Below are 13455 nucleotides of genomic sequence, written 5' to 3' on the forward strand. Positions count from 1 at the left end.
AACGAGGAAATTAAAGAATATATGAAAACTCTGAAAGAAAAATAACAGTTGCCAACACAGTATATAAAAAATTGCTATTCTATGCTTAACCAATGTTAGTTGCTTTGTTTGCTAGCTTCTGATTTTCCTTCGGAAAATCCTCGCACAAAAACACGCAACTTTCCATATACATAAACGTTATGCCCAATTGAATAAAATAAGATGACAGGAGAATTAGCTCAATTAATAAACTTAATCACTCAATACAACTACGGACAAATAGAGAGCGATTTGTATAACAATAATTCTACCTATCAATATTGTAACATTTTAAAGTTTGTATGCTTTAAAAAGAAGTTTTTTGGTGGTTATAAAGAAGTTGAAATTGCAAGTAGCACTAATGAATGGTTTCAATATCTACGAAACGAGAAAATTGAAAGACTGTTGTTAGTTTTTCGTCCTGACAATTCAATGGATTTAGACCATAAACTTGCTGGAATGGTTGGTGGCGGTGGAAATTGGTTCATTGAAGCCAAACATTCGAACTTCTCAGATTTTTGGCAACCAAAGTGGGAAGTAAAACCGAATAAAAAAGATAGTGACAATAGAATTTGGAATATCACATATGGTCTGACAATACCAAAACAAAAACACTTCAACCACCCTGTATATGACTTAAAATATCAGAGAGAAAAATTATATAAAGCCTTAACCGAAATTGCAGATTTTGCCGCTTCAAATGATAACACCAGTGGTTGGAAAAAGACTTTTAATAATGCGAAATCAGCCCTTGAGGATATAAGTCCAAGTATTGAATATCACATGGACTTAGTACCAGTTGACTCATTACCAATTGAAAACTTTCAACTGCTTATTGCTGCATCAAAATCATTTGTATTCGGAGGAATGGGGTCATGGAATGACATTGGATGGTTCAAGGATGAAGAACTGACGAAAAGATATGATGAAGTATCAGCAGAACTTTATCAAGTAATGAATGAAAGTATTATAGCTGCTGTAAATGAAAATAAAAAAAGGGCATAACAAGGTGTATAGTGCATACCCTTCGGGATACGCACCATACACAAACCGTTGGCAACTATTACTCACTCATAATCTGAAAAACTAAAATTTGAAAGAAACTGACTTTATTGGCAAATTAGGAATTGGAGCTTTTGCTTATATCTCAATTAGTGAATTTTGTGGATTAATTGAATATTTATTTGAGAATGTTTTAATAATCTCTGGAATAGAACCATTAACGACAATTTGGCTTCCTGAAATAATGAGTCTTTTACTTTTTACAACAATTGTAGTTTGGGGAATAAAGAAATACAATAAACTGACTGAAATTGACACACGAAAAACTCTGAAATCTTTAATAGTTATATTCTTTGGAATTTTGATATTACAGTTTCTATTTACTTATTTCGGAACTGACTTTTTGATGGAAAAATATTCAGCAGAATTTGAGAATTATGCGAAAGGAAATAAAGGAAGTTTAATATTGCGAGGTTATCTTGCATTCCTTCCAATTTTACAATTCGTTATATTGGGAATAATACTATTAATGAATAAAAAAACAGTTGCCAACAACGTATAAAAATAATTGCTTATTTTAGGCTTAAACAAAGGTCGTTGCTCTTTTGTTACGTCTGATTTTCCTGCGAAAAATCCTCGCACACAAAACCGCAACTATTCTTATACAAACACGTTACCTGCAAGCTGAAAAAACCATGTTTCAAGACACAATAACGCTAAAAAACCGACATCTGAAATTTGTAAAAACAGTTTCCAATAGCGGAATTATTTACGGTTTGAAAAGTAAAAATGGATTTGCAACATCAAGGTCAACTCAATTTGAGGATGACGATGGAAATCCAATCAGAATGATATGCTTTTGGGCGGAAAAAGTACTAGCGCAATCTTGTGCACAAGACGAATGGAAAGAATATATAGTGACCGAAATTCCATTAGCTGAATTCATGGAAAACTGGTGTATTGGAATGGCTAATGATGGGCTAGTAATCGGAACACAGTTTGACCAAAATTTGTTCGGGCATGAAGTTGAACCACTGGATTTAATTTTGGAATTGACAGCTGAATTGAAATCAAACGGAAAGGATTTGACCTTTAAAAAATTTAATGAAATTGACGACTTGGAAAAACATATAAAAGAAATAACAGAATAAAAAAGCCAGCAGGTAACAATGGCTATAAGTAATTGCTTGTTCTCGCCTACTTCTGAAAATCCTTGTGGATTTTCAGTTTGGTGTGTACTTGCAATGTTAAGTGCTAACCCACGCAACTACTCATCGCCGAAACGTTGTAAAACATTATGAAGAAACCCCTGAAAATAACATTAATATTTATTGGAATTTTATTCGTCATATATCATTTGTTGAGTTGGACGGGGATTTTTACAGTTTACAATAATCCTACAACATCCAATTTACCAAACTTGGCGTTGAATTCTAAAATGGTGTCTTCAAACTTATTCGAGCCAAAAAACGGAGATTTTATTTGTTACAAAAACCAAAATGGAAGATTGGGAAATCACATCAGAGTTCATAGACTTTGTGGAATGGAAAATGACATTGTGGAAATTAAAAATGGAACTTTATTCATTAACGGAAAAAATGCTGATAAAGGAATTGATTTTATGCATTTCTATACTTTGACAGAGAGTGAATATCAGAAAATTAAGCCTGAAACGAATCCAGACGTAACTTTCTTTTCAAGAGTTGGAGAGAAAAAGGATTCTATAATGATTTTGCTTTCTGACAATTATAGTAAAGAAAACGGATTGGAATTAAGACGTAGGACAGCCAATAAAATGGACGAAAACTCAATAGTTCAAGAAATGTTTAACAAAAATTGGAATTTGGACAATTTCGGACCTCTAAAAATACCGACTAATAAAGTCTTTGTTTTAGGAGATAATAGAGATATTTCAGAGGATTCAAGATTTGTCGGACTAATTGACAAGTCTGACATTGTTGGAACTGTAATAATAAAATAACGTTTTACAACAATGGCTATAAGTAATTGCTTGTTCACGCCTACTTCTGTAAATCCTCGCGGATTTTCAGTTTGATTTGTACTTGCAAAGTTAAGTGCTAACTCACGCAACTACTCATAGCCAAAACGTTGTGCACAATATCCCAACAGAACGAAAATGAAAGAAAATAAAGATAGAGTTATAATTGCAAGTGACGTAAATGAACGTGACGGAATTGGAGTTGAAATCTATCGAAATGACGAATTGATTGCGGAAATATTTAGAGACGACACAGAAAAAACAAGAACAATACGGATTTTTAAAGAAAATATTTCACTTGAATTAATGGAGGAATGTATTCAAACTTTTAAAAAAGAAATCCCTTGGGAATTCATAAATGACTGACTATGGATAAAGACAAGAAAAAAGATATTGGCTATGCAATCGCCAAAGCTGGACTTGGGTCAATTCCAATAGTCGGCGCTGCTGCATCTGAACTTTTGCAACTAATTGTAATACCACCATTAGAAAAACGTAGGTCAGAATGGATGGAACAAATCGGACAAAAATTAAAGGATTTAGAAGAAAAAGAAACAGTTGACTTTCAAAGCCTTCAAGAAAATGATGTTTTTATTGATGTAGTTTTACAATGCACACAAGAAGTAATAAAAACCAGCGAAAAAGAAAAGATTGAATATTTTCAAAATGCAATCTTGAATACAGCAAACGGGGAGAATCCTGAATTGGCTGAAATACAAATATTCTTAAATTTTATATCTGACTTTACTATTTGGCATATCAAAATATTAAAACTATTTGATGAACCAAATGATTGGTTTGACAAAAACAATAAGACCGTACCGAATTTTATGGGTGCTGGACTTTCTAGCATTCTAGATATTGCTTATCCAGAACTAAAAGGAAGAAGAGAATTTTATCATTTAATATGGGATGATTTGCAAAGAGCTGGAATGCATAAAACAAGCGGCCTTCATACAACTATGACTGGTTCTGGACTTATGGTTTCTAGAACAACGAAATTTGGAAAGAAATTTTTAAATTTTATAACTGAAAATCCAATTGATTAATTAAAAAATACTGTGCACAACAATGGCTATAAGTAATTGCTTGTTCTCGCCTAGTTTGGAAATCCAATCAGATTTTCTATTCGGTTTGTACTTGCTAAATGAGGTGCTTATAACACGACACAAAACATATACAAACACTTCGGCAACAAGCATAGTATGAGCTTTTTAATATAATAACCAAGAGATTAAAATCTTATTTTAAGAAAGATTGGGATTTCGTGGACTACCCCGTCAAAACATGGAAGATTTTCGGCAGTAATGGCAGTGAAGTATCAATTCGTGCTGGAATTGAATGTTGGACCATGATGAATGCGGATGGGTCAACAAAGAAATTAGCAATTAAGGCATTGCGAGAAAGTTTTAAGGCCTATAAGGAAAATAACGATGATTTACCTCGACCAGGTACAAATGTGCCTTTAAAGCTTGCTCCAACAGACCATATTGACAGATTTGAAAAGACAGCAGTTCATTTTTTCGACAAAATTCTTGGCATGAACTATTATGAAGGATTTTATTCAGATGGTACTGTTTTACTTTATTTTGAACCAGATGATGAATCAGAAGCAATAGATTTCAAGAGAAAAATCATTTTGAAGACACAAACGATATATAAAGTTGACATCTCCGATTTTTACGATGAACCGATTTGGAAAATTTTTGAACTTATAGAGAGTGAAAAATAAACATCAGTAACCAACTTCGGCTGTAAGTACTTGCTTGACTCTTCCTTTAAGTGGCTCCTGGAGCGCCTCGTGTAGTTTATTTATATAGAGCTTGAACCACTTGCAAGCACTTATTATTTATTAAATTGAAGTTGAGGGGTGGGGAAAAAGCTAAAACCATACCTGTATTTGATTTCTAGCTCTTTCAAAAAAGGCAGGAAAGGTAACTCAATTCTATAATACTTGGTGTAGAATTATAGCTTATTTCTTTTTGTAAAAAAAATATAGTTATTTATTTATTTAAGTTACCCTTCTTACCTCTCTCCAGTTTTCATGACACTTTTTTTAAGCTAAGGTCATTATCCAAATCATCATTTTTTATTAAATCAATTGCATATTTGGATATTCCCTGTTTTTTCACTGATTGAAAATTGAGCAACGTTAAAACTTTTCCTAATTGAATATTGTTTGTATTACTCATCTGAACAGAATGTACTTTACTTAACTCAGAAAGTAATTCAGAAGCACTTAAGTATAATTCAGCTTTATATCTGTTTTTAGCAGGTTGATATTTGCTTATAATAAGTTCTTCTACTGGAGAAATTGTTCTGAAATCTTCATTTCTATCATTAATTTTCTGAATATCCTCTTTGTCGAAGTAACACTTAAATCCAGATTTATAAAGCGCGAATGCTTGACTATAAATCCCTTCATAGTTCATTGGGCTCTTGTAATCTATTTGGTCCACTTTAAAGCACAAAAACCGTCTATTTCCTGTCATATCAGTCAAGAACTTGTCATCATTAAGAGAGCCTATAAAGGAAGCTCTTCTTATTAAGTTTTCATTTGTTCTCCCAAAAGGTCTTCTAAGTTTAATCTTAGCTTTGGTAATCAGTTTCTTCACATCATTATTTTGTTTCCTTGTTAGATTTGATAATTCATCTAAATCAATAATTAAACATTCTGATAGAAATATTAAAGTATCCTTTGAATGGGGGTTGATGTTCCCTGAATAGGAATAACTTCTTAATTGTTGTGGTAATAGATTTCTAATGAATGTAGATTTTCCAATTCCTTGTTTGCCTGTAAAAATTATCATGGTATGATTAAAAGTTGTATCATTAATTCCTGAACCTACCATAGAAACGAACCAACGTTTAAACGCATCTGCAAAAAATTCATCATCATCCGTTTTGATTTTGGTACAAAGTTCTGATATGTAATCCGTCTTGCCGTTCCACTTCGGCAATGATTCTATGTAATCCTTTAATGGATTATAAAGCTTTGAAAAATCTGATTTGAATTTATCATCTAAACTTCCTTTGCCTACTTTGTACTTATTACGTTTTAGTTCTCCTACTAGAGAGTGTAGGTCAAAGTCAGTCATTACCTTAAATAATTTGTTTTTCTTTAATTTAAATTCAACGCCATTTGTATAAACATTATAGCGGAATTCATACTTGTTTTTTAAATAAGTCTCCATTGGTAATTTTGGAGTTTCATTTGAAATTTTGTTTTCTTTTTTCATTTCTAAAAAATTTTGTCCCAGTTTAAATTAGGGTTATTAAATATTTAATGAAACACCAGAAAATAAAATGATAGGATTAGTCTAAATTTTTTGACGATTGTCCGCATTCTAAGCCACCGTGGTTTGACCCTTACTCGGTTGGCACACAAATGTGTTCCTGATGCTTTGTAGTTACAATTTATACTCTTGTAAGAGTGGTTTTTTAATTTAGATTATTTTTAGGAATCAAGACTTTCTTCTTGTCTATTCGTTCCATTGGATAAAAGGTTTTCTAGGTCTTTTTTCACAAATAAGATGTTTCTGCCACATTTTTTTGCTTGGAGCTTTTTACTCTTTCGAAATCTCCATAGTTTGGTAGTTGAGCATTTAAGAAATTCGCATGCCTCTTTTACTGAAAGAAGACTGCTGTCTTCTTTTTTTGCTGGTTCTGGTTTGAATAAAGTTTTACTTAACTCTTCTTTGACACCTTTAATAATTAAATCTTTTAATTCAAGTGGAGTTATTCCTGATAATAAAATTTGTGTGTTCATAACATTAGGTTTTTTAGTTTACACAAAAATACATGCAATTTCAGATTTATGCAGATTAGGGGAATTTCATACTTGAAAACCCTTGATGTTATCTAAGAAAAAAATTTGGGTAGGGGAATTAAAAGGGAATTGGTTAAAATTTTAGAAAACTGAAATCAGCTTCTATTAATTTTTCGCTTTCAGTAAATTTGCTAGGTTTCCTTTGGTCTCCCACTTGTATATTATATCTATTTTCAAAAAAAGTGATTACCTTTCCAAGTTCAAGATATTCATTAATGTAGCCTTTAATTTCTAGGAGCCTACAAAACTTGACTAATTTGACTTTGAACCCTTTTTCGGGATTCCAATAAAGTTTGCTTCCTAATTTCGAGATATAGTTTTTATTAATTAATTCAGATTCCATGCTTAAAAGCTTGTTGATTTTATTATGAAGAATTATTTTTTTAAGACTTTCGTCCTCAATTTTAGAAATGTATTCTGGATATTTAGAGTGAGTATACTTTATTATTCGCTTATAACTAGAAATATAACTGTAAGCAACAATTTCCTGAATTTTGTTAAGGCTTAATGCGTTTAAAATTGATATACTATCCTCCAAATCCTGAATATAAAGCGAAAGATTATACTTAATTTGAAAATCAGTATTAGCGTTTAAAACATCATAATCAATGTCGGTTATATGTCTCTTTTCTAATTTATCAATAGCATCTTCTAATTCTTTTTTGAATTCATTTTTATTAAGTAAATCATTTAATAAAGTAAAGTTTAATATTGCGAATTCTTCTTCCTGTTCAAAGGGTGATAAATCGATAACAGTCTTATGATATTCTTTCTTTATTTCATTTTTAAAATCACCCGAATTAAAAAACTTAATTGAATTAAATATGGCATTTTCTGATTTGTGAAAATTGTAACTGCGAGTAATTATATTAAATTGTCTTAAACCTTCATTATATTTTAAAACACCCTGAAAATATAGAGATTCATAGGGATTAATAACGAAAGAATTATTAAGGTCATCAATATCTTTTATTAAGTATTTCATTTAAACAATTTTTAAATTTTCACTTTTCTCCGCTTCCCAATGTTTTCTTACTTCCTCAATATATTCTTCGCTTGATTTTTTATCATATTTATGTAGCTGAGCTATGCTACTATGCGTTGTGATGGTCATTATAGCCCTGTCGGGTAAAACTCCTAAATGATTAGTTATAAACGACCTTCTGCATGTGTGGGATGAAATAAGCTTGTATTTAGGATATATACCCCTTTCGTCTCTATTGGTCTCTTTATTTTTCAAATCTCCTATAATTTCAGTAGTAATTCCAGCATCTTTGCATATCTCTTTAACTTTCTTATTAAAAAGATTTTCCAATGATTTTGGAGTCAAATTGAATTTTGGTAGTTCTCCATTTCTTTTGTTGAGAATACTTCTTATTTGAGGGTGGATTGGTATTTTGGCAGGAGCATTAGTTTTTACCGTGGAACTAATTAAAATATTGTTTCCAGAAATTTGTAACCTATCGAGTTCACTAAAATCGCTCACTCTCAAACCTGTCCATAAGCCAAGTATAAATAAGTCCCTGATTTTATCTAGTCTTTCGTTTTCTATCTCTAGTTCAAATATTTTGTATATTTCTTCTTCATTGAGATAAGTGTCAATCACTTTACTTCGTTTAACGTAAAAACGTCTGCTTTCGTACTCTGGATTATAGTTATAGCCTTTCACTTTTACTTCATCGCAAAACATCTTTATTTGGCTAATGTATTTATTCATAGTGGTTGGTTTATAACCTCCATCAATTGACAAAAAGCTTACAAATTTTTTAAAGAATTTTAGTCCAATATCAACATGTTTTAGTCTGGTCTTCTCTTTCGTCTCAAACTCTTGAAGTCTTTTTAAAGTTGTTCCATACTTATCTATTGTTGCTTTTTCTATAGGTTTTCCTTTGGCAGGATTAATTCTTGTAGAAGAGTCTTTGATAAATTGAGATACAAAAGGGACAAAAAATACTGATGTGTCATTTTCGTGAGTTGGTCTGTTGTTAAATTTGTTAACTATGTCGTCAAGCCACTCTCTCGTGATTAGCATGCCTTTCTTATATGACTTATTATAATTGGAAATGATGAAAATCTTAAGTTTTTCTAGGTCGCTGGTTATATCATCTTTATCGGGTATCTCATCAGCAATACTTTTGAACCGTTGAAGCTTATTGTTCCAATGAGTAGGATTTATTAGAACACCTGATTTTGTTGTTTCATCAAATTCCTTGCTGTGATAAAATCTCACGTATAGATGAGAAGGATTCTTTTTGCCTTTAGATTCAAATCTAACAGATGCCATATTTTAATGTTTTGAGATGTTGCATATATACAAAATCTTCCCGAAATATTCCCGAAAATGACGAAAAAACTTGAATGTTCATGAAATGTATAAAACGACATATTTATTGTAAATCCTTTTAATAATGGGTTTTTGGAATTATTTTGTAAAGAAGTGAATTGTGCTGAAATGTATTGTGTTAGTCCAGTTCCCGCTACTAAAAAAGCCGAACATTTTAATGTTCGGCTTTTTTCTTTTTATATTTTTTAAGTTACTTCTCGAAAAAGAGTTTATCAATCAAAAGCGATGAAAGAAAAATTAAGATAAATATTAAAAATAATATTTGATAAATTTCTGAAAACACACCTGCGGCCTTAGTAAATCCAATAATGGCGCTTACAACTGCAAGAATTATAAAAGACATGGACCATCGTAACATGAGTTTTTGTGCAATTAATATTAAATAGAATTATCACCCTAATACTTAAAATCTATAGCGTATCCCTAAAGCAATATCTAAGCCTAAATCATCTCTGTAATTATCATTGAAGCCTAACTCGGGTCTGAAGTCTAAAGATAGCTGTAATGGAATGTTTAGGTTGTATTCGATCCCAATATCTCCTGCTAACAAAGCAAAAGAACCATTAGAATTTCCATTATCAAAAGAACCAACACCGCCACCAACACCTAGGTACCAATTAAAATGATTCTCGATAGGCATAACCCATTGGTGTAGGCCGACCAATTTAAAGGCTTCTACATTATTAGAATTTCTCCAACCTAAATCGAGTTCTAAACGGGTATTGGGACTTAAACGAGGTTGGTATGATATTTCACCACCAAACCCATCATTGTCACCCAAACGTAAACCAAGGGCGTTTTTTGAAATGTCTTGTGCCTTTATGCTTATACAGGAAATTAAAAGTATTAGTGTTATTAGTAATGTTTTCATAATATTTAGTGGTTTTGTAAAGATGAGTTGATTTTACTGTTTAGCTTCCGCATTTTCTTCCGATTTTGCGCCCATTCTGTTAAAAGTGTACATCGGTGCAAATTTCAGTTTTAAAGCTGCTATTTTGTTATTGTCAGCACTTGTAAGACCTTCCTTCTCAACGGTGTTTTTTCGGGTGTCTATAGCTTCATAACTTAGTTTTATTTCGTCCCAATCTTCTCTTGAGTATTCGTCTTTATTTGTTACTACGGTATTTACAAAATTTTGATAAACGCTTAGAATGTTGTCTTTATTAATCCATTCAAACCCCATATCGTCATTAACATAATTTTTTCCTAAAAGCGCTACCCTTAAGTTATTGGTATTTTCTATGGTGGCTCTCATATTTCTTTCCGCAACAACTTTTTTCTTAAAAGTTTCAAACTGCATTGAAGCATCTTCAATATTCGTTCTTAGGGTCGTATCTTCCTTAAACATGTCGCTATTTGCAATCGCTATTTCTTGATGTTCATAGCTTCTGCTCTCAATGTTTTCCCAATTGGAATTGGCATCTGTTAAATCAAGACGAGCCACAGAATCGACGTAACTTACATAGGATTCAACTTGGTCTTGGGCCATTTTCATTTTATCATTCTTACATGAGGTGAAGGCAAAGCTTAACGCGCAAAATGCGAGTGTAATTGGTATTGTTTTCATAATTTTGAATTTTATTATTTTTTGAATTTATTTTTGTTTCGATAAATTGGACTGCAAGCCCAAATAGCTTCAAATTTTGTTCATTTGATTATCTAGCTATTTTTTAAATGCTTTAAGAAATTTCTATGAGTTTATAAATGAGATCCTTTAGAGTGGTTGTACTGTTAAAAAGTTGTGTTATGTTCGTATGAATTAAGGGCATAAATAAGAATGATCTTAATCCAATTTGTGTTATTAATTTAATATGATTGAATGTTGGATGTTTCGGCTAGAATAGGATAGTTTCAAAGGGCTTCACGACTTTTTCGAATTCTTACATCTTTTTACTTGGAGGGTTTAAGTGCTCTTGAAATTCAAGCTTTATTTATTTTTCTTCCGTGGGTTCTTTCTTTTCTTTAGCAATTCTTCTCCCTCTTGTTTTACGGATCCGTTGGAATGAATGGTCTTGTCAATAAAAGCATCAAAAATATGTTTTAAGACCTCTTTAGTTCTTTGGTTTATATTAACAGTTTAGTAAGTTTTTTAAAGCCTTTTCCCACTAATAACTCTAAATAGAACGGCTATTATAGCGATGACTAACAAAATATGAATCAATCCTCCAACACTGTAAACAAAAAACCCCAATACCCAACCTATAACTAATACGACTGCAATGATGTATAATAAATCTCTCATAATTTTGCTTATTTAGTGTTTGTATATCGTTAAACGTTTGTTCGAAGCGAGTTACCAATGAAGCAGACATTTAAGCCTGCTTCCTAAGACCAAATGAAACTTTCATTTGAAATATAGTTGATAACTAACTGAATGATTAATAGCATTGTAAAGGTTGGTAATTAATTACAAGTAAGGTTATATAAGAACGACTAAGATTTATATAAATCACAGATGGGGTAAAAAAAAGAGCTGTTATAATTATAACAGCTCTTCCTATCAACCATATGTTTGGTAAATTACATTAGGTTAAGCATTGACTTTTTGATTATCCTTTAAAATGTTCACCACTTCATGACGATTTTTTTGTAATCTCGTTTCCATTCTCTGAAGTAGATCGGATTCTTTTCCCGCTTCAAATTTTAAATCCTCACTTGTAAGTTTTGGATATTTCGATTTTAAAGCATTAGATTGTTTATTCCAATCACCTTGAACTTTAAAAAGCTCACCTGAATTTTTTCCCTCAACTTTATTCTTGTTGTCCATAATCTTAATGTTTAAAACAGTGCTTAATTGCACCAAAACAAAGCTAATCCCAATTTGAACAGAAGGTGTTATAGAAGAAAAATTTATGGTTATACATGTTACAGGTTCTCTAAATTAGATTTCCTTTTTTGCCCTATTTTTTTATAAAAGGAAGGTCTTTGCCCGGTAACTTTTTTGAATTGATTTGACAAATGTGAAACACTACTATAATTTAATCTATATGCTATTTCAGTTAGGTTTAGCTCGTCGTAAAGAATAAGTTCTTTGGCTTTTTCAATTTTATGATTGATGATAAAATGTTGAATAGTTATACCCCTAACTTCCGAAAACAAATTGGATAGATAGGTGTAATCATAGCCTAATTTTTCACTGATATAATCTGAATAATTTACTTTCAGGATTTCATCAGAATAATGAATCATTTCAATAATTACATTTTTTATTTTGTCAACAAGAATACTTTTGCGATCATCTAATAATTCTAAGCCGGAGACGGCCAAATTTGATTTGAGCTTTTCCATTTGTTCTTGGCTAATTGTTTCTTCTATTTCAACTAGCCCCAATTCAATATTAGTAAAATGAAGACCTAATTTTTTTAGCTCAGATTTTACCATGAGCTTGCATCTTAAACTTACCATGTATTTTATATACAATTTCATAAAAAAGTTTTAGTAGTGCTTGAGCAAAATTGAAAGCTTGTTTCTAGCTTTGATAGGATACACTAATTTAAGGATTAATTGGGGTTTTAATGGTTTATTTTATTGAAAATCAATTAAATAAATATCATATTAGCACTCAAATTTTTCTTTGTCGCTTCGTTTATGCTATAGGGACAAACTTTATTTTAAATGGAAATCTCGTCATAGCCACTTTTTATGACCGTCGAAATAATTTTGAATCTCGTATTAGCTTTAATAATATTGTTTGCGTGCGCAGGAATAATAATAGATTCGCCGGTATCCAATCCATGCGATTTACCATTAATTACAATTTCAGCTTTTCCATCAATCACCTGTATAAAGGTGTCGAAAGGTGAGTTTTTTTCCGTTAAGGCTTCACCTGAATCAAATGATGAAACGGTGACATTCCCCGTGGTTTTTTTTATTATCGTTTTAATAACTACCGAATTTGGGATGTACTCAATGATCTCCAAAATAATAAAGGTTTTGCCTTTCTCTTGTTCCAATTTAATAGCATCTGGAAGTATTGAAGCGAGCCTCGGGGCAGTTTTTTTTTCTGTAGGGGTTTTATTAGCGTCGCTATAATCTTTTTTTCTTTTTGACATTTATAATAGATGATTTATGGGTTATCCACTGCAATGGCAATAGCACTTATTATTAAAAAACCATGATTAAGATTCTTTGAGTTTGTAAAAACAAAAAGCAGACTTTTAGCCTGCTCTTCACTGCCAAGTATCACTTGGATACTTTTGGCCTTTTCAAAATAACCAACCAAGTGTTATGAAAAGTTACAACACAAAGGTGATCAATTCTCTA

18 protein-coding genes and 1 riboswitch are annotated in these 13455 nt (G+C 31.5%); of the genes, 7 read left to right on the forward strand and 11 right to left on the reverse strand.

Annotated features, from left to right (window positions below; translation table 11 throughout):
• Positions 1–201: 201 nt before the first annotated feature.
• The 7 genes from V8G61_RS14490 (at position 202) to V8G61_RS14520 (ending at position 4751) form a co-directional block, all read left to right on the forward strand.
• The gene (locus V8G61_RS14490) at positions 202–1023 is read left to right on the forward strand and encodes a hypothetical protein (protein WP_394876612.1); all 822 of its coding nucleotides are present in this window, start codon (positions 202–204) and stop codon (positions 1021–1023) included.
• Positions 1024–1111: 88 nt separating this feature from the next.
• Complete coding sequence (locus V8G61_RS14495; RefSeq protein WP_394876613.1) at positions 1112–1582, forward strand: hypothetical protein; 471 nt, start codon at positions 1112–1114, stop codon at positions 1580–1582.
• A gap of 133 nt (positions 1583–1715) precedes the next feature.
• Positions 1716–2171 carry a DUF2750 domain-containing protein gene (locus V8G61_RS14500; RefSeq protein ID WP_242206726.1) on the forward strand — a complete coding sequence of 152 codons (456 nt, stop codon included), beginning with the start codon at positions 1716–1718 and terminating at the stop codon, positions 2169–2171.
• Between the two features lie 146 nt (positions 2172–2317).
• Positions 2318–3001, forward strand: coding sequence for a signal peptidase I (lepB, locus tag V8G61_RS14505; RefSeq protein WP_394876614.1), 684 nt, complete (start codon positions 2318–2320; stop codon positions 2999–3001).
• 156 nt (positions 3002–3157) lie between these two features.
• Positions 3158–3385 carry a hypothetical protein gene (locus V8G61_RS14510; RefSeq protein ID WP_394876615.1) on the forward strand — a complete coding sequence of 76 codons (228 nt, stop codon included), beginning with the start codon at positions 3158–3160 and terminating at the stop codon, positions 3383–3385.
• 2 nt (positions 3386–3387) lie between these two features.
• On the forward strand, positions 3388–4068 hold the full coding sequence (locus V8G61_RS14515; protein ID WP_394876616.1) for a hypothetical protein: 681 nt from the start codon (positions 3388–3390) through the stop codon (positions 4066–4068).
• A 218-nt stretch (positions 4069–4286) separates the two neighbouring features.
• Positions 4287–4751, forward strand: a complete 465-nt coding sequence (locus V8G61_RS14520) for a hypothetical protein (protein ID WP_394876617.1) — start codon at positions 4287–4289, stop codon at positions 4749–4751.
• Positions 4752–5061: 310 nt separating this feature from the next.
• Here V8G61_RS14520 and V8G61_RS14525 read toward each other — a convergent pair whose 3' ends face one another.
• The 11 genes from V8G61_RS14525 to V8G61_RS14575 all read right to left on the reverse strand — a co-directional run bounded on the left by V8G61_RS14525 (position 5062) and on the right by V8G61_RS14575 (position 13244).
• Positions 5062–6258: a VapE domain-containing protein gene (locus V8G61_RS14525; RefSeq protein ID WP_394876618.1), complete on the reverse strand. Its 1197-nt coding sequence runs from the start codon at positions 6256–6258 to the stop codon at positions 5062–5064.
• A gap of 76 nt (positions 6259–6334) precedes the next feature.
• Positions 6335–6427, reverse strand: a riboswitch (SAM-I-IV-variant riboswitch).
• A 49-nt stretch (positions 6428–6476) separates the two neighbouring features.
• Positions 6477–6788 carry a helix-turn-helix domain-containing protein gene (locus tag V8G61_RS14530; RefSeq protein WP_394876619.1) on the reverse strand — a complete coding sequence of 104 codons (312 nt, stop codon included), beginning with the start codon at positions 6786–6788 and terminating at the stop codon, positions 6477–6479.
• 133 nt (positions 6789–6921) lie between these two features.
• A complete protein-coding gene (locus tag V8G61_RS14535) occupies positions 6922–7833 on the reverse strand; it encodes a hypothetical protein (protein ID WP_394876620.1) in 912 nt (303 codons plus the stop codon).
• Positions 7834–9132 (reverse strand): tyrosine-type recombinase/integrase, encoded by a 1299-nt coding sequence (locus tag V8G61_RS14540; RefSeq protein ID WP_394876621.1) that lies wholly within the window; start codon positions 9130–9132, stop codon positions 7834–7836.
• A 250-nt stretch (positions 9133–9382) separates the two neighbouring features.
• Positions 9383–9550: a DUF1328 family protein gene (locus V8G61_RS14545; RefSeq protein ID WP_394876622.1), complete on the reverse strand. Its 168-nt coding sequence runs from the start codon at positions 9548–9550 to the stop codon at positions 9383–9385.
• A 45-nt stretch (positions 9551–9595) separates the two neighbouring features.
• Positions 9596–10063 carry a hypothetical protein gene (locus V8G61_RS14550; protein WP_394876623.1) on the reverse strand — a complete coding sequence of 156 codons (468 nt, stop codon included), beginning with the start codon at positions 10061–10063 and terminating at the stop codon, positions 9596–9598.
• A gap of 33 nt (positions 10064–10096) precedes the next feature.
• The gene (locus V8G61_RS14555) at positions 10097–10759 is read right to left on the reverse strand and encodes a hypothetical protein (protein ID WP_394876624.1); all 663 of its coding nucleotides are present in this window, start codon (positions 10757–10759) and stop codon (positions 10097–10099) included.
• Positions 10760–11281: 522 nt separating this feature from the next.
• Positions 11282–11434, reverse strand: coding sequence for a lmo0937 family membrane protein (locus V8G61_RS14560; protein ID WP_394876625.1), 153 nt, complete (start codon positions 11432–11434; stop codon positions 11282–11284).
• Positions 11435–11722: 288 nt separating this feature from the next.
• Positions 11723–11959 carry a hypothetical protein gene (locus tag V8G61_RS14565; RefSeq protein ID WP_394876626.1) on the reverse strand — a complete coding sequence of 79 codons (237 nt, stop codon included), beginning with the start codon at positions 11957–11959 and terminating at the stop codon, positions 11723–11725.
• Positions 11960–12057: 98 nt separating this feature from the next.
• Positions 12058–12618, reverse strand: a complete 561-nt coding sequence (locus V8G61_RS14570) for a helix-turn-helix domain-containing protein (protein ID WP_394876627.1) — start codon at positions 12616–12618, stop codon at positions 12058–12060.
• 185 nt (positions 12619–12803) lie between these two features.
• A complete protein-coding gene (locus V8G61_RS14575; RefSeq protein ID WP_394876628.1) occupies positions 12804–13244 on the reverse strand; it encodes a cupin domain-containing protein in 441 nt (146 codons plus the stop codon).
• Positions 13245–13455 lie beyond the last annotated feature (211 nt).

It is taken from the genome of Gaetbulibacter sp. M240, assembly GCF_043876815.1.
GTDB lineage: Bacteria > Bacteroidota > Bacteroidia > Flavobacteriales > Flavobacteriaceae > Gaetbulibacter_A.